Annotated in this window: 14 protein-coding genes and 1 pseudogene; 4 read left to right on the forward strand and 11 right to left on the reverse strand. The window is 61.7% G+C overall.

The genetic code is table 11. The features are described 5' to 3' along the window. Positions 1 to 84 precede the first annotated feature (84 nt). Both AC07OO_RS23590 and AC07OO_RS23595 read left to right on the forward strand, forming a co-directional pair. Positions 85 to 414, forward strand: a complete 330-nt coding sequence (locus tag AC07OO_RS23590; protein WP_495084604.1) for a cupin domain-containing protein — start codon at positions 85 to 87, stop codon at positions 412 to 414. A gap of 10 nt (positions 415 to 424) precedes the next feature. After that, positions 425 to 922, forward strand: coding sequence for a YciI family protein (locus tag AC07OO_RS23595; RefSeq protein ID WP_495084605.1), 498 nt, complete (start codon positions 425 to 427; stop codon positions 920 to 922). On the opposite strand, the gene AC07OO_RS23600 is transcribed toward AC07OO_RS23595, so the two are convergent. Continuing rightward, positions 919 to 1,323, reverse strand: a complete 405-nt coding sequence (locus AC07OO_RS23600) for a hypothetical protein (RefSeq protein WP_495084606.1) — start codon at positions 1,321 to 1,323, stop codon at positions 919 to 921. The genes AC07OO_RS23595 and AC07OO_RS23600 overlap by 4 nt on opposite strands. A 171-nt stretch (positions 1,324 to 1,494) precedes the next feature. On the opposite strand from AC07OO_RS23600, the gene AC07OO_RS23605 reads away from it, so the two are divergent. Next, entirely contained in the window at positions 1,495 to 2,745 is a 1,251-nt protein-coding gene (locus AC07OO_RS23605) for a hypothetical protein (protein WP_495084607.1), read from the forward strand. Positions 2,746 to 3,543: 798 nt separating this feature from the next. Here AC07OO_RS23605 and carB read toward each other — a convergent pair. The 10 genes and pseudogenes from carB to AC07OO_RS23655 form a co-directional block, all read right to left on the reverse strand. Beyond that, positions 3,544 to 6,712 (reverse strand): annotated as a pseudogene (gene carB / locus AC07OO_RS23610) (carbamoyl-phosphate synthase large subunit); the annotation flags it as partial. Beyond that, complete coding sequence (gene carA / locus AC07OO_RS23615; protein ID WP_495084608.1) at positions 6,705 to 7,871, reverse strand: glutamine-hydrolyzing carbamoyl-phosphate synthase small subunit; 1,167 nt, start codon at positions 7,869 to 7,871, stop codon at positions 6,705 to 6,707. The gene carA and the pseudogene carB, both read right to left, overlap by 8 nt. 88 nt (positions 7,872 to 7,959) lie before the next feature. Then, positions 7,960 to 9,651 (reverse strand): methyl-accepting chemotaxis protein, encoded by a 1,692-nt coding sequence (locus tag AC07OO_RS23620; protein ID WP_495084609.1) that lies wholly within the window; start codon positions 9,649 to 9,651, stop codon positions 7,960 to 7,962. A 270-nt stretch (positions 9,652 to 9,921) separates the two neighbouring features. Continuing rightward, positions 9,922 to 10,836, reverse strand: a complete 915-nt coding sequence (gene yihG, locus AC07OO_RS23625) for a 1-acylglycerol-3-phosphate O-acyltransferase, YihG family (RefSeq protein ID WP_495084610.1) — start codon at positions 10,834 to 10,836, stop codon at positions 9,922 to 9,924. 77 nt (positions 10,837 to 10,913) lie between these two features. Beyond that, positions 10,914 to 12,974: a sensor domain-containing protein gene (locus AC07OO_RS23630; RefSeq protein ID WP_495084611.1), complete on the reverse strand. Its 2,061-nt coding sequence runs from the start codon at positions 12,972 to 12,974 to the stop codon at positions 10,914 to 10,916. 20 nt (positions 12,975 to 12,994) lie between these two features. Next, on the reverse strand, positions 12,995 to 13,774 hold the full coding sequence (locus tag AC07OO_RS23635; RefSeq protein WP_495084612.1) for an ABC transporter ATP-binding protein: 780 nt from the start codon (positions 13,772 to 13,774) through the stop codon (positions 12,995 to 12,997). A 46-nt stretch (positions 13,775 to 13,820) separates the two neighbouring features. Beyond that, entirely contained in the window at positions 13,821 to 14,954 is a 1,134-nt protein-coding gene (locus AC07OO_RS23640; protein ID WP_495084613.1) for a succinylglutamate desuccinylase/aspartoacylase family protein, read from the reverse strand. Between the two features lie 20 nt (positions 14,955 to 14,974). Continuing rightward, entirely contained in the window at positions 14,975 to 15,688 is a 714-nt protein-coding gene (locus AC07OO_RS23645) for an ABC transporter permease (protein ID WP_495084614.1), read from the reverse strand. Next, complete coding sequence (locus tag AC07OO_RS23650) at positions 15,689 to 16,375, reverse strand: ABC transporter permease (protein WP_495084615.1); 687 nt, start codon at positions 16,373 to 16,375, stop codon at positions 15,689 to 15,691. It lies immediately after the preceding gene. A 27-nt stretch (positions 16,376 to 16,402) separates the two neighbouring features. Beyond that, positions 16,403 to 17,167, reverse strand: a complete 765-nt coding sequence (locus tag AC07OO_RS23655; protein ID WP_495084616.1) for a transporter substrate-binding domain-containing protein — start codon at positions 17,165 to 17,167, stop codon at positions 16,403 to 16,405. Positions 17,168 to 17,304: 137 nt separating this feature from the next. On the opposite strand from AC07OO_RS23655, the gene AC07OO_RS23660 reads away from it, so the two are divergent. Beyond that, entirely contained in the window at positions 17,305 to 19,719 is a 2,415-nt protein-coding gene (locus AC07OO_RS23660; protein ID WP_495084617.1) for a YgiQ family radical SAM protein, read from the forward strand. Positions 19,720 to 19,723 lie beyond the last annotated feature (4 nt).

Here is a 19,723-nt window from a genome sequence, read left to right on the forward strand (position 1 = left end):
GCAATTGCGTTTGCACTGCATCCCGCAGTCGGTCTATAGTGCAATGGCCGACTTCAGTAGCAGCCAGAGTCAAGGAGCAGCACCATGGCCATCCAACATGCCGTTTCCGGAGAACCCGTCAGCGTCTTGCCACCCGCCAATGCGCCGGGCGAGCGGCAGACGGTGGCGCTTTTCAAGACCAATGAACTCGAAGTGATGCGCGTCGTGCTGTCCAAGGGCAAGTCCATGCCCGCGCATAAGGTGGCGGGTGACATCACGGTGCAGTGCCTGGAGGGCTCCATCCGCTTCCACAGCGAGGGCAAGGACCAGGTGCTAGCGGCGGGTGACATGCTGTACCTGGCCGGTGGCGTGGTGCACAGCCTCACCGCCATCGAAGATGCCTGCGCATTGGTCCACATCGTGCTGAGGAAGTAGGCGAATGACGATGCTGCGATCCCTCACAGCCTATGGGAGCAGGGCGGTGGTGGCTGCCTTGGCCGCGTTCACGTGCCATATGCCGTCTTATGCGCAGCCTGCTGCAGCCGATACGACCAACCCCGCCTTTGACGCCGAGCTGGCCAAGCAACTAGGGGCTGACGAGCGTGGCATGCGCACCTATGTGCTGGTGGTGCTGAAGACCGGTCCCAACAAGGTGCCCGCCGGTCCCGAGCGGGACGCAATGTTCAAAGGCCATTTCGCCAATATGGCCCGCCTGGCGGCCGATAAGAAGCTCGCGTTGGCAGGCCCCTTTGACGGTGTGGATGGCTGGCGCGGCCTGTTCATTTTTGCGGTGGCCGATATCGAAGAAGCCAAGGCCCTGGTCGCCACAGACCCGGTGGTCATCCAAGGCGAGATGGTGGCCGAGTACCACAAGTACTATGGCTCAGCGGGCGTGATGGCGATCAACGACATCCACAAAAAGCTGGGCAAGAAAAGCTTCTAGTCTGCCTTGCTGCAGCGCTCAGGGAAGCGCTTCAAGAACTCACACTGCTTTTTGCGCATGAACAGGGCGATGGCCTGTGCGCGGGCTGGGCCTTCTGCCACGCCGTAATTGGGCCGTGTGCAGTGGTCCGGATTGGCGGGGCATACACCGCCGGTGTTCAGGGCCTCCAGCTTGGTTTCGGCTTGCTGCATTGGCTGCACCATGGGCATTGGTGCGGGCGCTGCCGGGTTACCCTTCGTCACCTTCACCGCGGTGTCGCCCTTGTCGCATTGGGTGGCGTCTGCGTACTTGATGCCGTCGGGCGTGGTGCAGTTCCAGAAATAGTCATTGGCCGCCAGGGCCGGCCCAGCGGTGGTAGCCAGGACCAGAATGAGTGCGATACAGCGGACGGCAAGGTTCATGTTCGTTTCCAAGTGGGTGGCATGGTCACTGCAAACTATACGGCAGCCGCCGTGCATCCCGGTTGCCACTGTATGGATAACTTTTCCCAAGGTTTACATCCACTTAACCCAAGGATGGTGTGATGCAGTGCATCCGACGGCCACACTCAAACATTGACGGGAGAAGATTCCATGGCACCAAGCTTTCCAGCCTTCGCATCCCAACGCCTGGCCTTGGCCGTGCTGACGCTGTGTGCATCCCTGAGTGCCCACGCTGCCGACAGCTTTGACCCTGCGACCAATTTGCTGACCATGGCATCGGTCTCCGTGGCCGGCACCCCGTACAGCAATGTTTCCGTCACCTTGAACTCCTACGTCCTGCTGGGCGTGGATGGTGGCACGTCGGTGGCCGACAGCTTTGACCCCGCCAGCAATCTGCTGACCCTAGGTGCCGTGTTGTACCAAGGCGCCACCTACAACAATGTGCGCGCCACCATCAATGCCTATACGCTGCAGAGCGCCACCCGCAGCACCACGTCACCGGGCGGCCCCAGCCTGGACCAGCGCGTGACAGCAGCTACCGCCACGGCACAGAGCGGCAGCAACCATTGCGCCACGGTCGCGCCGTTCTATTGGGAGATAGGTGACAAGAATGGCGCGCAGGCATCGGGCTCGGTCCCGGTGGCCGGTGGCAGCCCGGTCTATACCGCCAGCAGCCTGATGAGTATTGCCTCGGCCTCCAAGTGGTTGTATGGCTCTTATGTGGCGCAGAAGCGGGGCGGTGCGCTTAGTGACAGCGATATCAAATTCCTGAGCTTCCGCAGTGGCTACACCAACTTTTCTTCATGCCTGCCGGGTCAGACCGTTGGCAGTTGCGCCGCCTTTTTGACCAATGGCGTGCACTCCAATCTGACCGATGGCCGGTTCTACTATGACGGCGGCCACATGCAAAACCACGCTAACCTGGACGGCCTGGGTGGCTTGGACAACGCCGGTCTGGCTGCCGAGGTGCGTTCACAAATCGGCACCGATATTGGTCTGGAGTATTCCCAACCGCAGCCCGCTGGCGGCGTTGTCAGCAGTGCCAGCAACTACGCGCGCTTCCTGCGCAAGCTGCTCAATGGCAACCTGGCCATGGCCGGCCTGCTGGGCAGTAATGCGGTGTGCACCAATCCCACGACCTGCCCCTTGGGCCAGGCGGTCAGCACGCCTATCCCGACCAATGAAAGCTGGCATTACTCCATTGGGCACTGGGTGGAAGACGACCCAGTGGTGGGTGATGGTGCCTTCAGCAGTCCCGGCGCCTTTGGCTTCTACCCCTGGATAGACGCTAGCCGCAGCACATACGGCATCCTGGCCCGCAGGGTGGACTCGGGCGCCTATGATTCCGTCCAGTGTGGGCGGCAGATACGCAAGGCCTGGGCGACCGCCGTGCAGCAGTAGCCAGTGTTTTGGCAGCGGCGCGGTTTTAGAAAATAGGCCGCTAGCCCTCGAATATATTGCACATGCTGCTATCAATTTAGGAATGCATGGTATGCGCCGGTCTGGAGCCTGCCGTCGTTCGCAGCGAAGCCGGGTCTGGCTGGCTCCCCAATACTTTGGTGATAAAGAATTCGTGTATCCCTTTTCGCAATTCGTCCACCTGGTCGAATTCGATGTAGGTCACGTCGCACAAGTCGTCCAGCTCCCGGATCAGGGTGGTCTTGATGGGGGCCTGCTTCCACACCAGGAACAGCATGGGCGTGCACTTGCCCTTGAAGATGTGGTAGCCCATTTCAAACGCGCTGCTCTCGCTCATGCCGACCCGGATATTGATGAACGCGTCGGCTTGGTCCAGCAGCGCAAGCCGGTGGTCGCGGAAGTTCTTCGGGGTGAAGGGCATGTGCATTTTCCGTTCGAACGACTGCTTGAACGTGGCGGCGCTCTCGGCCTCCTTGCCCGTCAGGTAGTTGAATGCATAGGGGGCGCCGTCGGCGTTGGCAATCAATTCCATGATGTCGGCGATCATGCGTTGCTGTTCCTGGTCGGACTCGGTAAACGGTTGGCGGATGAACAGATTGACGAGTGGCGCACCCGGCTTGCGTTCCAGGCGCCGCAGACGCCGTTCGGGCAACTGGGTGGCCGCAGCCGCCAGATCCTCCATACTCGGAATGGTGCGTGCCGCCTGCTCTTTGGCGCGTAGCACGGCATCGGTCTTGGGCACCGACTGGTGCAGGGTCTGCAAGGCCTGCACCTCGGTGGCGTCGATGTAGCGCATGGCCTCCAGCGCGGCATCCGCGCCCGAGATCGTGGTGTACACCGTGGCACCGGCTTTTTGCGCCGCGACGCGAATCGGCTTGGAGGCAAAGACGGCCGCACGCTTCTCATCCACGGTCAGAATGACCAGCCCGATGTCCTTCTTGGCCAGTAGGTCCAGCGCCTCCGCGTCTTCCAGGGCCCGGACCTCAATGTCGGCGGCGCGCATGATGGCAGCTGTGACCGGGCTGGCATACACGCTGTAGCCACGCGCGCTCAACTGGCGCGCGATCGCAATCGCCCGCGGCTGGTCGCCCTTTTTGACGCGCATGTAGGCGCATCCGGTAGGTTTCAGGTGGATGCCGGCGGCCAACTGCGATCGGTAGTAGGCGTCGCCAAACGTGGCTCCGGCCCCCATGACCTCGCCAGTGGATTTCATCTCGGGGCCCAAAATGGTGTCGACGCCGGGGAATTTGGCGAATGGGAATACCGCTTCCTTGACGCTGAAGTGCGGTGGCACCACTTCGTCGTGGACGCGTTGGCTGTCCAGTGACTGGCCGACCATGCAGCGGGCCGCGATCTTGGCCAAGGGCAGGCCGGTTGCTTTAGACACAAATGGTACGGTGCGCGATGCGCGCGGATTGACCTCCAGCACGTAGACAACGTCCTGGTACCGGCCATCTACCTTCTGGCGCTGCACCGCGAATTGCACGTTCATCAGACCGACCACGTTCAAGCCCTTGGCCATCAGCGCGGTCTGGCGTTTCAACTCGTCAATGGTTGCTTGTCCCAAGGAATAGGGCGGCAGCGAGCAGGCCGAGTCGCCCGAATGGATGCCGGCTTGCTCGATGTGCTCCATCACGCCGCCGATGAGTGTGCGCTGCCCGTCCGACAGGCAATCCACATCGACCTCAATGGCGTCGTTCAAGAAGCGGTCCAACAGCACCGGCGAGTCATGCGACACCTTGACCGCCTCACGCATGTAGCGCTCCAGATCCACTTGCTCATGGACGATTTCCATGGCTCGCCCGCCCAGCACATAGGAGGGGCGCACCACCAGCGGGTAACCCACTTCGTCGGCCATGCGCACCGCGTCGTGCTCGGTGCGCGCGGTGCGGTTTTCGGGTTGGCGCAAACCCAAGGTGTGCAGCAATTTCTGGAAGCGTTCGCGGTCTTCCGCCGCGTCTATCATGTCGGGCGAGGTGCCGATGATGGGCACGTCATTGGCCATCAGGTCCAAGGCCAGCTTCAATGGCGTTTGTCCGCCAAACTGCACAATCACACCGACCGGTCTTTCCAGGTGCACGATCTCGAGCACGTCTTCCAGCGTGACGGATTCGAAGTACAGCCGGTCCGAGGTGTCGAAATCGGTAGACACCGTCTCCGGGTTGCAGTTGACCATGATGGTCTCGTACCCGTCCTCGCGCATCGCCAGTGCGGCATGCACGCAGCAGTAGTCGAACTCTATGCCTTGCCCGATGCGGTTGGGGCCGCCGCCCAGCACCAGGATCTTCTTCTTGTTGGTCGGCTTGGACTCGCACTCCTGGTCGTATGTGGAGTACATGTAGGCGGTGTTGGTGGCGAATTCGCCGGCACAGGTATCGACCCGCTTGTACACCGGGCGAAGGCCCCAGGCGTGGCGGCGCTTGCGCACCGCGGTTTCGGTGGTCTTGAGCAGGGTAGCCAGCCGACGGTCACCAAAGCCTTGCTGTTTGAGTTGGTACAGCAGTGGTTTGTCAACGGCCTCCAGTGTTTGTGTTTCCAGCCACAACTCGGTTTCAACAATGTCCTGGATCTGAACCAAGAACCAGGGGTCAATATGGGTCAGCGCATGCACTTCTTCCAGCGTGAAGCCGTGCGCGAACGCGTCGCCCACATACCAGATGCGGTCAGGCCCGGGCGACTTGAGCTGCTCGGCGATCACTGCCGGACCGGTGATCTTGCGGCGCAGGCCATCGGCACCCACTTCCAGCCCACGCAGGGCTTTCTGGAACGATTCCTGGAAGGTGCGGCCCATGGCCATGACCTCACCGACTGATTTCATCTGGGTCGTCAGGCGGTCGTCGGCGGTAGGGAACTTCTCGAATGCAAAGCGCGGGATCTTGGTGACGACGTAGTCAATGGACGGTTCGAACGAGGCAGGCGTGGCGCCGCCGGTGATCTCGTTGCGCAGCTCGTCCAGTGTGAAGCCCACCGCCAGCTTGGCGGCGACGCGCGCAATCGGAAAACCAGTGGCCTTGGACGCCAGCGCCGACGAGCGTGACACACGTGGATTCATCTCGATGACGACCATGCGGCCATCGACCGGGTTGACCGCGAACTGTACGTTGGAGCCACCGGTGTCCACACCGATCTCGCGCAGGACCGCCAGGCTGGCGTTGCGCATGATCTGGTATTCCTTGTCGGTCAGTGTCTGGGCCGGGGCCACAGTGATGGAGTCGCCGGTGTGCACGCCCATGGGGTCCAGGTTTTCGATGGAGCAGACGATGATGCAGTTGTCCGCCTTGTCGCGCACCACTTCCATCTCGAATTCTTTCCAACCCAGCAGCGACTCTTCGATGAGCAATTCGTTGGTCGGCGAGAGTTCCAGGCCGCGCGTGCAGATGGTGTGGAACTGCTCCACATCATGGGCGATGCCGCCGCCGCTGCCGCCCATCGTGAAGGAGGGACGGATGACCGTGGGAAAGCCCAACTCCTGCTGTGCGGCCCAGGCTTCGGCCATGGTGTGTGCAATGCCGGAGCGTGCCGACCCCAGGCCAATCCGGGTCATCGCGGCTTTGAACTTGGACCGGTCTTCGGCCTTGTCGATGGCTTCTGGCGTGGCGCCTATGAGCTCCACACCATACTTTTTCAGCACCCCCCGGTTGTGCAGGTCCAGCGCGCAATTCAGTGCGGTCTGGCCACCCATGGTCGGCAAAATGGCGTCCGGCCGTTCCTTGGCCAGGATGCGCTCCACCACGCTCCACGTGATGGGCTCGATGTAGGTGGCATCGGCCATCCCCGGGTCGGTCATGATGGTGGCCGGATTGCTGTTGACCAGGATCACCCGGTAACCCTCTTCACGCAGCGCCTTGCAGGCCTGCGCCCCCGAGTAGTCAAACTCGCAGGCCTGGCCGATGACAATGGGACCGGCGCCTATGATCAAAATGCTGTGGATGTCACTGCGTTTAGGCATGTTTCATACTCCCCATCATCCCCACGAAGCGGTCAAACAGTTGGCCAATGTCATGCGGGCCGGGCGAGGCTTCCGGGTGGCCCTGAAAACAGAAGGCCGGTTTGTCGGTGCGGGCAAAGCCCTGCAAGGATCCGTCGAACAGCGATACATGCGTGACCCGGCAGTTCGATGGCAGTGACGCCGGGTCCACCGCGAAGCCATGGTTTTGCGAGGTGATCATCACCTTGCGCGTGTGGACGTCCTGTACCGGGTGGTTGGCGCCGTGGTGGCCGAATTTCATCTTCAGCGTCTTGGCGCCCGAGGCCAAGGCCATGATTTGGTGGCCCAGGCAAATGCCAAAGGTCGGTATGCCGCGATCTATTAACTCCCGACTGGCTTCAATCGCATAGGCACACGGGGCCGGATCGCCAGGACCGTTTGACAGGAAGATGCCGTCAGGCTTCAGCGCCAGGGCATCGGCCGCGCTGGCCTGCGCCGGCAGCACGGTCACCTGGCATCCCCGCTCGGCCAACATGCGCAAGATGTTGCGCTTGACGCCGTAGTCATAGGCCACGACATGGCAGTGGGGCGCACCCTGGTCGACATAGCCACGCCCTAATTGCCATTCGCTCTGGGTCCATTGATAGGCTTCTTGGGTGGACACGACTTTCGCCAAATCCAGGCCGTTCAAGCCGGGAAAGGCCCGGGCCAAAGCCAATGCCTGGCCGGCGTCATCTCCGGCCAGAATGGCACCGCTTTGTGCTCCACCCTCGCGCAAGATGCGTGTCAGCATGCGGGTGTCAATGCCGGCGATGGCAACGATGCCTTGCTCCTTCAGATAGCCGTGCAGACTCTGTGTCGAGCGGAAGTTGGACGCCAACATGGGTAGATCCTTGATGATCAGCCCCGCAGCGTAGACCTTGTCGGACTCGACGTCCTCGGTATTGACGCCCGTGTTGCCCACATGCGGATAGGTCAGCGTGACGATCTGCCGCGTGTAGCTGGGGTCGGTCAATATCTCCTGGTAGCCGGTCATCGCGGTGTTGAACACCACCTCGCCGCTGGTGTGGCCGTCCGCGCCAATGGACAGGCCCTGGAAGATGGTGCCATCGGCCAGTGCCAGGATGGCGGGCGGGTGCAGACGACCGGGCCGTCGCAGTGGTCGGTTTGTCATTGTCATTGTGTCTCCTCCCAGAGAAAGCGCGCACTGACGCCATACCAGTCCGGCGCGCGCGGACTGTAACTTGCAGCGGGTGACTCTTTTGCGCCTATGCGCTCAGGGCAAATGGCTCGGGCCGCACAGCCAATGTCCTGGGCTTGGGCGCAGGGCTGCTGGGCACCTGTACGGGTGCGATTGACGGCCTGGCGGATGGACTCCCCACGCCGTGGTTTTCATTCAGTTTGAAGATGCTGACCAACTGCACCAGATTCTTCGCCTGCTCTTCGAGCGAATTGGCCGCGGATGTGGCTTGTTGAACCAGCGCAGCATTTTGTTGCGTTGCAATGTCCATCTCGCCGATGGCGTGGTTGACATGGTCGATGCCGTCACTTTGCTCCTTGCTGGCCATCGAAATCTCACCAATGATGCTGGTGACACGTTTGACGCTGGTGACGATTTCTTCCATGGTCGAACCCGCCTGGTCCACCAACTGGCTGCCATGCTCGACCTTCTCGACCGAGTCGGCGATCAGTGTCTTGATTTCCTTGGCCGCACTGGCAGAGCGTTGGGCCAGACTCCGGACCTCGGTTGCCACGACCGCGAAGCCGCGCCCCTGCTCGCCGGCGCGGGCGGCTTCGACCGCAGCATTCAGGGCCAGAATATTGGTCTGAAAAGCGATGCCATCAATGACGCCGATGATGTCGACAATCTTCTTGGCAGACGCGTTGATGGACCCCATGGTGGAGACCACTTGCGAAACCACCGCCCCGCCTTTGCCGGCAATCTCGGCGGCAGACAGTGCCAACGCATTGGCTTGCACCGCATTGCCGCCGTTTTGGCGCACGGTGCCGGTCAGTTCTTCCATCGAGGCGGCGGTGACCTGCAAGGAGCTGGATTGCTGCTCGGTTCTTCGGAATAGGTCATGGTTACCCGAGGCAATCTGGTCCGACGCATCGTGAATGGTGTGTGTCGACGCACGCACGTCTTGCACGATGTGCGCCAGGCTGGCATTCATGTCACGCAGGGCTCCTATGAGTTGTCCAAACTCATTGCGCGAATGCACTTCTATGCGTGCGGTCAGATCGCCCTCGGCCACCCGTTGTGCGATGCCGATGGCCTGCTGCAAGGGCAGCGTGATACCACGCACCAGCACGACTCCGGTCGCAACACCGACGACCATGGCCAGAATCAGGACGGCCACGCTGAGGTAACTGGTCTGGGTGATGTCCGCACTGACCATGTCTCCGTTGGTCTTGGCTCGCTTGCCCAAAAACTCGGTCAAGGCTTTCAAGTCGCTATCGGACACGCGGTACGTGGGGTTGACGCTTTTGATCAACACCGACTCACCGTCGTCCCACTGGTCTTTCTGTATGGCGGCGCTGGCCGCGGCAACAGCGTTGACGCCCAAGCTGCCGCTCTTGGCAAACCACTCGTCGGCCAGTTTGCGTTCCTCTGGGGACGTGATGGTGGCTGTGTACTGGGCCCACAGCTGGTTGATCTCTTCCGTGGTGTCGGCCATGGCCTTGAAATGCACCGTCAGCGGGTGGTCGTGCAGCTTGGCCCATTCCATCACCGGGTTGTGTTGCAGCGCCTGCAGTATCTGGCTGCGGTTCACTTCCATCTTGAACCGGATTTTTTCCACCGTGGCCGCGACCTTGACGTCTTTCAGCGTGGTGTTTTGAAGGATGGCCGCCGTATGGTTCGTGCTGTAGATGCCCAGGCCCCCATTTACCAGCAGCAGTGCGATGAGCAAGCCCAAAGCGAGAATGATCAGTGTCCTGATCTTGATGTTGTTCAACATTACCTACTCCCCCTGAAACCGAGTCGTAAAAATTCTTCTCTCCGCCTTCTGTGGGTGGAGTTCAATTAACCAACGACGGATCGAATAGTAGGTGGATTATTGGATCGGTTGCAGCACTTTTCGTGACAGTCGAAATAGCATCCGATCGAATGGTCCTTTATGGCATACCAGACAGAAAATGTTGCAGACCAGAATAGGATCGATTGCCGGGTTTGTCAATGCATTTTCGGCAGCATGCTTGTGCAAGCGCGGTTGCACAGTAGAAAGGCACTACGCCGCAGATGTCTTTTTCGCCTCTGCCAACAAGGCATCAATCTGTGCATCCTTCTCCCGCCACAACTGCTGCACCCATTGCGAGAAGGCCTCGCGAAAGGCTGGGTCCTGGGCGTAGTCACCGGTCATCAGATGCTTGGGGATGGGCAGGCTGCGCACCCGCACGATCACCCGGCGCAGCTTGCCGCGCAAAAAGTCGCTGAAGCTGATGGGGCCGTCGGGGTAGACGATGGTCACGTCCAACAGGGCCTGGAACTTGTCGCCCATCGCATTGAGCGCCATCGCCATGCCACCGGCCTTGGGCTTGAGCAGGTGGCGGTAAGGCGACTGCTGCTTGGCGTGCTTGGCAGGGGTAAAGCGCGTGCCCTCCAGGAAGTTCATGACGCTGGTGGGGATCAGCGCGTATTTCTCGCAGGCCTTGCGGGTGGTCTCCTGGTCCTTGCCGCGCATCTCGGGGTGTTTTTTCAAATATTCCTCGGTGTGGCGGCGCATGAAAGGGAACTCCAGCGCCCACCAGGCCAGGCCCATGACTGGCACCCAGATCAACTGCTGCTTCAGAAAGAATTTCAACAGTGGTATGCGCCGGTTCAGCAAATGCTGCAGCACCAGGATATCCACCCACGACTGGTGGTTGCTGTTGACCATGTACCAGCTGTGCGGGTCCAGCCCCTCCAAGCCCTGCACGTCCCAGGTGGTGCGCTGGGTCAGGCGCATCCAGGCGCTGTTGCCCCAGATCCAGTTTTCGGCAATACCCAGCAAGATGGGGTCTATGCGCAGGCGCACGGCCTTGAACGGCAGTATCAGCTTCAGCGAAGAGAACACCAGCAATATGGGCACCCAGAACAGCGCATTGAGCGCCATCAGCAGGGTCGCAATGGTGAACCGTAGTGGGGATGGGAGGAAGGAGAGCATGGGGTGTCGGTGTTGGCGTTAGGGTCTGCGGAGGTATGCTATGAATACGGTAGCGACATGATTATGTTTGGCGAGGGCTAGCGGCCTTTTTCTCGAAAGAAGCATAGCGTGTTGCGGCCCTGGGCCTTGGCCTCGTACATGGCCATGTCGGCCTGCTTGAGCAGCTCGGTACCCGCAACGGCATGGCCCAGGAACAGCGTGGCGCCTATGCTGGGCGTGATCGAGTGCATCACGCCCTTGAGACGGTAGGGCTCGTTCAGGCTGGACAGAATCTTGTGTCCCACGGTGCTGGTGTGCAGCTTGGCGTCTTCCGGGTCGACACTCTGGTTCTGGATCAGCACGACGAATTCATCGCCGCCCAGGCGCGCCACGGTGTCGATGGCGCGTATGCATTGCAGCAGGCGCTGGGCTACTTCTTGCAGCATCAGGTCGCCCACATCGTGGCCGTAGGTGTCGTTCAGGTCCTTGAACTTGTCCAGGTCCAGGAACAGCACGGCGCCATGCGTGCTGTTGCGTTGGCTGGCTGCCAATGCGGTCTCCAGCCGGTCGTTCAACAGGCGCCGGTTGGGCAGGCCGGTCAGCGTGTCGTGGAAGGCCAGGTGCTCAATCGCCTGCTCGGCCAGCTTGCGCTCGGTGATATTGCGGGCAATCGCAATGAGGCGTGCTTCTTCGCCTACCGGCGTGGGCTTGCGAACCACCGACAGCTCAAACCACTGCTTGCCATGGGCCAACTGCAGGCTGTAGTGCTTGCCCGCCGAGCGGCCGGTGTCCATGGCCTCCCGCAATGCGGACAAGAAGATGTCGGCCGCCTCCTGCGGCAGCACCTCTGTGACCAGCTTGTTGATCTGCTGGGCGGCGGGTTGTACCAGCTCCTGTGTATCGTGGCTGTGGATGACGCGGTAATGCCCGTCGCTGCTGAATTCAAACACCAGGTCGGGCAGGGCCTTGAGCGTGGCTTGTAGCTCAGACTGGGTGGCCAGTAGCTCGTTTTCGACCAGCTTGCGCTTGGAGATGTCCATCAGCGTGCCGACCATGCGCAGTGGTTTGCCAGCTTCGCTAAATTGCACCACCTTGCCACGGTTGCCCATCCAGACCCAGTGGCCGTCGGTGTGGCGGGCGCGGTACTCGGCCTCGTAGGCGGGCAGGGCGCCGCTCAGGTGGGCGCGCATGGCGTCTAGCGTGCCGGGCAGGTCGTCGGGGTGTATCAGGTGGCCCCAGGCCCGGCCGTGGCGGCTCTCGGCGGCATCGCGGCCCAGCATGGCGCAGGAGCGCTCGTCCAGGTAGTAACCTTTCTCTATGCTGAGGTCGTGGTCCCAGCGGCCCAGGTCGGCGCCCATCAGGGCCAGCTCCAGTTGCTCGGTGGCATCACGCAGCTGGGCCTCGGTGTCCTTGCGGGCCTGGATATTGCGGCCCATGCCCAGCACGCCGATGATCTGTCCGTCGGCCCCGCGCATCGGGGTCTTGATGACCTCGTAGATGGTGGGGTCGGTGTGCGTGGGCGAGGGCATGGAGCCTTCCAGTGCCAGCGATTGGCCGGTCTCGATGACGATGCTGTCGGCACCCACGAAATCCTGGGCAGCTTCTGCGCCAAACCAATGGGCGTCGTCGGTGCCGATGATCTGGTCGGTGGTGGTGCCTACGTGTTCGGCAAAGGCGCCGTTGCAAGCCAGGTGTATGCCCCGGGTATCCTTGAGCCAGACCCGGTCGGGTATGGTCTCCAGCACATTGCGCAGCAGGTTTTCGCTGTGCTGCAGGGACAGCGTGGCGGTGCGCTCGCGCGTGATGTCTTCGATGGTGCCTTCGATGTACAGCGTGTTGCCCTGGGCGTCGCGCACCAGGTGGGCATGTTCGCGCACCCAGATGCGCTCGCCGGTCTTGAGCCGGTAGGTCTCGGACACGAAATCGGTCACCTGGCCCTGGGCTTCCAGAATGTCGCGGAACTGCTGGCGTCGGCCGGGCTGCACGTAAGAGTCTGCGCCCAGGGTGCGCGGATAGGCCAGGCATTCGGCCTCATCTGCGAAGCCATTGAGGCGCGCCAACGCCGCATTGAGGCGCACGATGGTTCCGCCCGCGTCGGAACGGTAGGCCCCGATGGGCAGGAGGTCAAACAGCGTGGATAAGTCGTGGTGGATGGCCAAACTGCACGCTCCTGCCTCGCTTACTTGAGGCTACCCGCCAGGAATTGCTGCAGCCGTTCGCTCTTGGGCGCGGCCAGCACCGTGGCGGGGTGGCCTTGCTCTTCGATGCGACCTTGGTGCAAAAAGATCAAGTGCTTGGACACCTCGCGGGCAAAGCCCATTTCGTGGGTCACCACGACCATGGTGCGGCCCTCTTGCGCCAGGTTTTGCATGACTTTCAGCACCTCGGACACCAGTTCGGGGTCCAGCGCGCTGGTGGGTTCGTCAAAGAGCATGACCTCGGGCTCCATGGCCAGTGCCCGGGCTATGGCCACGCGCTGCTGCTGGCCGCCGCTCAGGTGGGCGGGGTAGCTGTCTTCCTTGCCGGGCAGGCCCACTTTGGCCAGGTATTTGCGGGCGGTTTCTATGGCCTGGTCCTTGGGCACACCCAATACGTGCACAGGGGCCTCGATGATGTTTTGCAGCACCGTCATATGGGCCCACAAATTGAAGTGCTGGAACACCATGGCCAGCTTGGTGCGCAAACGGGCCAGTTGTTTGGGGTCGGCAGCGCCCAGTTCGCCATTGGCTTGTTTGGTCAGGTTCAGCGTTTCACCGGCTACCGCAATGCTGCCCTCGTGCGGTTTTTCCAGCAGGTTGATGCAGCGCAGAAAGGTACTCTTGCCCGAACCGGAGCTGCCAATGATGCTGATGACGTCGCCTGCATGGGCCGAGAGCGAAACGCCCTTGAGCACCTCATTGCTGCCAAAGCGTTTGTGGATGTTGTCAACCTGGAGTTTGAGCGGCTGTGGCGTCGTCATGGAGGAGAAATTGGAAAAGGTAAGAGGGGAGCGGTGTGGGTGGGTGTCAGGCACCCAGCAGTTCACCGGTTTTGAAGGCAACGGCGCCGGCAATCTTGCCCAGCTCGCCGCCCGTGGTCACATAGCGGTCGCGCACGCGGGCATATAGCAGGCCCGCGACACCCGCGAGCACGCGCTGGCTGCGGTTGGCAATGGGGTCAATGACCTCGGCCACCAGGTCTCCGACTTGCAGCATTTGCCCGACTTCGGCAGCAAAGACCACCACACCGGCGCAGGGGGCGTTCAGGGTTTCTGACCCAGCCAAGGGTGTGGCCTGGCAGCGCGCGGGCGGCACGGTCGGCGCTTGCGTAGCGGCTACCACCTGCAGGTGCTGCAGGTAGGCGAGCAGGGCCTGCGCATCGGGCTGCGCCAGTGTGTGGCTCACATCGGTCTCACCACGCAACTCAATGGTGGTGCTGCAGCAGCCCTGAGGCATTGGGGCCGGGTTGCCGGCCGCGGCCAGGTTTTCGGCCAGGCGCCACCAGATGCCGGACAGGCATTCGTCAAACGGACCGCTGCCCGAGTTCTTGGCCAGCAGGATGGCCTGGCATTGCAGGAAGCGGGTCAGGGGTTCGAACTGCGGCCAGCAGGCTTCTTCGGTGTAGAAGTGCATCACGGACTCGCAGTCGCAGTGCAGGTCCAGCACGTAGTCGGCGTCGTACGACAGTGACAGCAGACGGTGGCGCAGGCTCTGCAATTCGGTGTCGGGCTTCCAGTCTTGCTGCAGGTACTGGCCTATGGCACGGCGCACCGTGGCCACATTGGCCTGTGCATCAGCCGTCAAGCGGTCCTGGATGACCGGCCACACCACGGCAGCAAGGTCCGGGTAGTAGCGATTGAAGTTTTCGGATGTATCCAGGTCAAAGCGGCCCATGGGTTTGTGGTCCACGCGCTGGGCCAAGCCCAAGGGGTTGGCCACAGGGACCAACACCACCTCGCCCAATATCTGGTCGGCCGCATCGGCCGCTTCCAATAGCGCGCGCAGGTGGTGGGCCACCAGCATGCCGGGCAGTTCTTCGGCATGCAGGCTGGCCTGTATGTAGACCTTGGGGCCACGCCCCGGTGTGCCGAAGTGGAAGCTGCTCAGCGTCTTGTAGCTGCCCAGGCTGGGCGACAACAGAGGATGGTCTAGGCGTTGCATGTTCGGGTCTGGTGCTAGTGTCAGTGGGTGCGCGGCGCCAGGTAGGCCAGCAAATGCCGTTCGCTGAATTTGAAGAGCCCAATCAGGCAGAACGAGGCCACCAGGTAGATGGCGGCGGCGGCCAGATAGGCCTCAAACGGCAAGTAGTAGGTGGCGTAGATGCTGCTGGCGGCGGCGGTCACATCCACCAAAGAGGGCACGGCGCTGGCCAGGCTGGTAGCGTGCAGCATCATGACCACTTCGTTGCTGTAGGCGGGCAGGGTGCGGCGCAGTGCGCTGGGCAGCACGATGCGCAGCATTAGCTTGAAGCGGCTCATGCCATAGGCCTGGGCCGCTTCGATTTCGCCAGCGCTGGTTTCGCGGATCGCACCAGCCAGCATCTCGGCGGTGTAGCCGGCCGTGTTCAACGCAAAGGACAGCAGTGCGCAGAAGAAGGGCTCCTTGAAATGCGTCCAGGGCCACACGGTGTCCCAGCGGGCCTGGATCCATTCCAATTGGGCCAGCCCGTAGTAGATCAGGTAGACCTGGATCAGCAGCGGCGTGCCGCGTATCACATAGGTATAGGCACCTACTAGCCAGCGCATCGGTGCCCAGGGGCCGGTCAGCAACAGTGCAAAGACCAGCGCCATGACGGCGCCCACGGCCAGCGACGCAAACAGCAGCGTCAGCGTAGTGGCTATGCCGGTGCCAAACAGCGCGATGTTTTGCGCCTCAAACAAAACGGAAAAATTCATTTACAGCGTTCCCCGCTTGGCACCCAGGCTGAAGCGGGCGTTCAGCCGGCGCAGCACAAACAGCGAAACCGTGGTGTAGACCAGAAACAGCCCTGCCGTGAACAGGAAGAACATGAACGGCGAGCGCGTGGCCGCACTGGCTTGCTTGGCGGCGTAGGTCATTTCCTGCAGGCCGATCAGGCTGACCAGGGCCGTGGCCTTGATCAGCACCAACCAGTTGTTGGTGAAGCCGGGCAGGGCGTAGCGCACCATTTGCGGCGCGGTGATGCGTACAAAAGTCTGGGTGCGGCCCATGCCAAACGCCCAGGCAGCTTCGGCCTGGCCCTTGGGTATGGACAGCAGGGCGCCGCGGAAGGTCTCGGTCATGTAGGCGCCGTAGATGAAGCCCAGCGTCAGCACACCAGCTACCAGTGGGTTGATGTCCACCGTGGCCTCGCTGCCCATCCATTCCAGCGCATTGTTGATGCCAATGGTGCCGCCATAAAAGATCAGCAACATCAGCACCAGATCAGGGATACCGCGGATGACGGTGGTGTAGGCGGTGGCCAGTCCCACCCAGACGCGCCGGCCGGAGAGCTTGGCGCCGGCACCTAGCAGGCCTAGCACTATGGACACCAGCAGCGCCGCTATCGACACCCCCACCGTCAGCACCGCGCCCTGCAGAATGGCAGATACGTAGGCGTTCATGCTTGAACAGGTTCGCGTGGCGGTGGCTTACTTGCCGTAGACGTCGAACTTGAAGTACTTGTCGTTGATCTTCTTGTAGACGCCATTGCCGCGCAGCGCCTTGATGGCGGCGTTCAGCTCGGTCTTCAGCGCGTCCTGGCCCTTGCGCAGGCCAATGCCGGCGCCATAACCAAAGTATTTGGGGATGGTCAATTCTTCGCCCTTGAGCTCATAGTCCTTGCCCTCGGGCTTGCTCAGGAAACCGCCGGTCACCTCCACATGGTCGGCCACGGTGCCATCCAGGCGGCCGGCACGGATGTCCAGGTAGACCTGGTCTTGGGCGTCATACGAAACCACGTCCACGCCGACGGTCTTGAGCTCGCCCAGCGCGTACTTCTCTTGAACGCTGGCCTTCAACACGCCAATCTTCTTGCCCTTCAGCGAGGCGGGGCCAGCGTATTTGAAGTCTTTCTTGGTGACGATGCGGGTGGGGGTGTTGTAGTACTTGTCGGTGAAGTCGATCTGCTTCATGCGGTCATCGGTGATGGACATGGAGCTGATGATGACGTCGTATTTGCGTGCCATCAGGCCCGGGATCATGCTGTCCCAGCCCTGTTCCACGAACACGCATTTGCGCTTGATCTGCTCGCACAGGGCGTTGGCAATGTCCACGTCAAAACCGGCTGGCTTGCCGTCCACCTTGTAGGTGAAGGGCTCATAAGTGGGGTCAATGGCGACTTTCAGGTCCTTGCCCTGGGCAAAAGACGCGGTGCCCAAGGCCCCCAAAACGATGGCCAGCAGTAGTTTCTTCATGGATGCATCCTCGGAAAAGCAAAATTTCATTCTACGGGCTGCGCCTGGCCAAATTCGCGGTGGTTTACACCAACTGCCCACTTTCTGTGCAGTGTTACGTGTAAAACCTTAAAATAGCGGGTTACCCCGAAAGCACCATGAACGCCCCAGTCGACGTCTCCTTTTTCGCGCGCGCCGCCAAGCCGCTGACCAGCTACCGCAAGTACTGGGCCGCCCGCTTCGGCACAGCGCCCTTCCTGCCCATGAGTCGGGCCGAAATGGAGAAGCTCGGCTGGGACAGCTGCGACATCATCATCGTCACCGGCGATGCCTATGTGGACCACCCCAGTTTCGGAATGTCGGTGATTGGCCGCATGCTGGAGGCCCAGGGCTTTCGCGTGGGCATCATCGCCCAGCCCGATTGGTCCAGCGCCGACGCTTTCAAGGCGCTGGGCAAGCCAAACCTGTTCTGGGGCGTGACGAGCGGCAACATGGATTCCATGATCAACCGCTACACGGCCGACCGCAAGATTCGCAGCGACGATGCCTACACCCCCGGTGACGTGGGCGGCAAACGACCCGACCGCGCGGCCATCGTCTACAGCCAGCGCTGCCGCGAAGCCTTCAAGGACGTGCCCATTGTGCTGGGCGGCATCGAAGGCAGCCTGCGCCGCATCGCCCATTACGACTATTGGAGCGACAAGGTGCGCCGCAGTGTGGTGGTGGACGCCAAGTGCGATCTGCTGCTGTACGGCAATGCTGAGCGCGCCATCGTCGAAATCGCCCACCGCTTGGCGGCCAAGGAGCCGGTCGAAAAAATCACCGATGTGCGCGGCACCGCCTTTGTTCGCCGCCCGGATGATGAGACGGGCAAGGGCTGGATCGAGATCAATTCCACCAGCGTGGACGAGCCGGGCCGGGTCGAGTCGCACATCAACCCTTACATGACCACATCCGAGCAGGCGGCCGGCCAGGGCAGCACCTGCGCGAAAGAGGATGCCGAGAAGGATGTCGCCAGCGGTGCTATAAAAAACGAAGCGGGTGATTCAGTTCTGACGAGGGCTACAGGCCAAAATGGCATAAGCGTTCCCGTCAACGACAGCATCAAGCCCCTGACTTTCGTACCCAATCCAGCGCTGCACGGCCTGGGCAAATACAAGGTGCCGCCGCGTGAACGCTCGGTCATCCGCCTGCCGAGCTACGAGCAGGTCAAGAGCGACCCCATTCTCTACGCCCACGCCAACCGCGTGTTGCACCTGGAGACCAATCCGGGCAATGCCCGTTCCCTGGTGCAGGCCCACGGCGAGGGCGTGACCGCGCGCGATGTGTGGATCAACCCACCCCCCATTCCGCTGACCACTGCCGAGATGGATTTCGTGTTCGACCTGCCGTATGCGCGCAGCCCGCATCCGCTGTATGCGGACGAGAACGGCAGCCACGACCATGCCACCAAGATCCCAGCCTGGGAGATGATCCGCTTCTCGGTCAACATCATGCGTGGCTGCTTTGGCGGCTGCACCTTTTGCTCGATCACCGAGCACGAAGGCCGCATCATCCAGAGCCGCTCGGAAGAATCCATCATCAAAGAGGTGGAAGACATTCGCGACAAGGTCAAGGGCTTCACCGGCACCATCTCCGACCTGGGCGGCCCCACGGCCAATATGTACCGCCTGGGCTGCCGCAGCCCCGAGATCGAAGCGGCCTGCCGCAAGCCCAGCTGCGTCTACCCCGGCATCTGCCAGAACCTGACCACCGACCATGGCCCGCTGATCAAGATCTACCGCCGTGCCCGTGCGCTGCGCGGTGTCAAAAAGATTTTGATCGGTTCCGGTCTGCGCTACGACCTGGCCGTCAAGAGCCCCGAATACGTCAAGGAACTGGTGCAGCACCACGTGGGCGGCTACCTGAAGATTGCGCCCGAGCACACCGAGCAGGGCCCGCTGACCAAGATGATGAAGCCGGGCATTGGCAGCTACGACCGGTTCAAGACGCTGTTCGAGAAATTCAGCGCCGAAGCCGGCAAGAAGCAGTTCCTGATTCCCTACTTCATCGCCGCCCACCCGGGCACCACCGATGAAGACATGATGAACCTGGCGATCTGGCTGAAGAAGAATGGTTTCCGCGCCGACCAGGTGCAGACCTTCTACCCCAGCCCCATGGCCACGGCCACGGCCATGTACCACTCAGGCCGCAACACGCTCAAGCGCGTGCACCGCACGGCCGAGAGCGAAGACGAAACCGTGGACATCGTCCGTGGCGAAAAGCGCCGCCGCCTGCACAAGGCCTTCTTGCGCTACCACGACCCGAACAACTGGCCGCTGTTGCGCGAGGCCCTGAAGGCCATGGGCCGCGCCGACCTAGTGGGCAACGGCAAGCACCACCTGATCCCCACCTTCCAACCTTTGGGGGATGGCGGTTACCAGAGCGCGCGCAAGAAGAATTCGACCGCCGCACCTGCCAAGCCGGTGAAACCGACCAAGGGCTTGATCCTGACCCGTCACACCGGCCTGCCACCGCGTGACAACGGAGCAGGGCGGCAGACGGTCAAGCCGACAACACGCAAGCCTCGTTAGGGCA

The sequence above is a fragment of the Rhodoferax sp. GW821-FHT07G04 genome (assembly GCF_059418585.1).

Coding starts and splice junctions, on each gene's coding strand:
- AC07OO_RS23590 (WP_495084604.1), top strand. CDS start 85: ATGGCCATCCAACATGCCGTTTCCGGAGAACCCGTCAGCGTCTTGCCA.
- AC07OO_RS23595 (WP_495084605.1), top strand. CDS start 425: ATGCTGCGATCCCTCACAGCCTATGGGAGCAGGGCGGTGGTGGCTGCC.
- AC07OO_RS23600 (WP_495084606.1), bottom strand. CDS start 1,323: ATGAACCTTGCCGTCCGCTGTATCGCACTCATTCTGGTCCTGGCTACC.
- AC07OO_RS23605 (WP_495084607.1), top strand. CDS start 1,495: ATGGCACCAAGCTTTCCAGCCTTCGCATCCCAACGCCTGGCCTTGGCC.
- carA (WP_495084608.1), bottom strand. CDS start 7,871: ATGACAATGACAAACCGACCACTGCGACGGCCCGGTCGTCTGCACCCG.
- AC07OO_RS23620 (WP_495084609.1), bottom strand. CDS start 9,651: ATGTTGAACAACATCAAGATCAGGACACTGATCATTCTCGCTTTGGGC.
- yihG (WP_495084610.1), bottom strand. CDS start 10,836: ATGCTCTCCTTCCTCCCATCCCCACTACGGTTCACCATTGCGACCCTG.
- AC07OO_RS23635 (WP_495084612.1), bottom strand. CDS start 13,774: ATGACGACGCCACAGCCGCTCAAACTCCAGGTTGACAACATCCACAAA.
- AC07OO_RS23640 (WP_495084613.1), bottom strand. CDS start 14,954: ATGCAACGCCTAGACCATCCTCTGTTGTCGCCCAGCCTGGGCAGCTAC.
- AC07OO_RS23645 (WP_495084614.1), bottom strand. CDS start 15,688: ATGAATTTTTCCGTTTTGTTTGAGGCGCAAAACATCGCGCTGTTTGGC.
- AC07OO_RS23650 (WP_495084615.1), bottom strand. CDS start 16,375: ATGAACGCCTACGTATCTGCCATTCTGCAGGGCGCGGTGCTGACGGTG.
- AC07OO_RS23655 (WP_495084616.1), bottom strand. CDS start 17,167: ATGAAGAAACTACTGCTGGCCATCGTTTTGGGGGCCTTGGGCACCGCG.
- AC07OO_RS23660 (WP_495084617.1), top strand. CDS start 17,305: ATGAACGCCCCAGTCGACGTCTCCTTTTTCGCGCGCGCCGCCAAGCCG.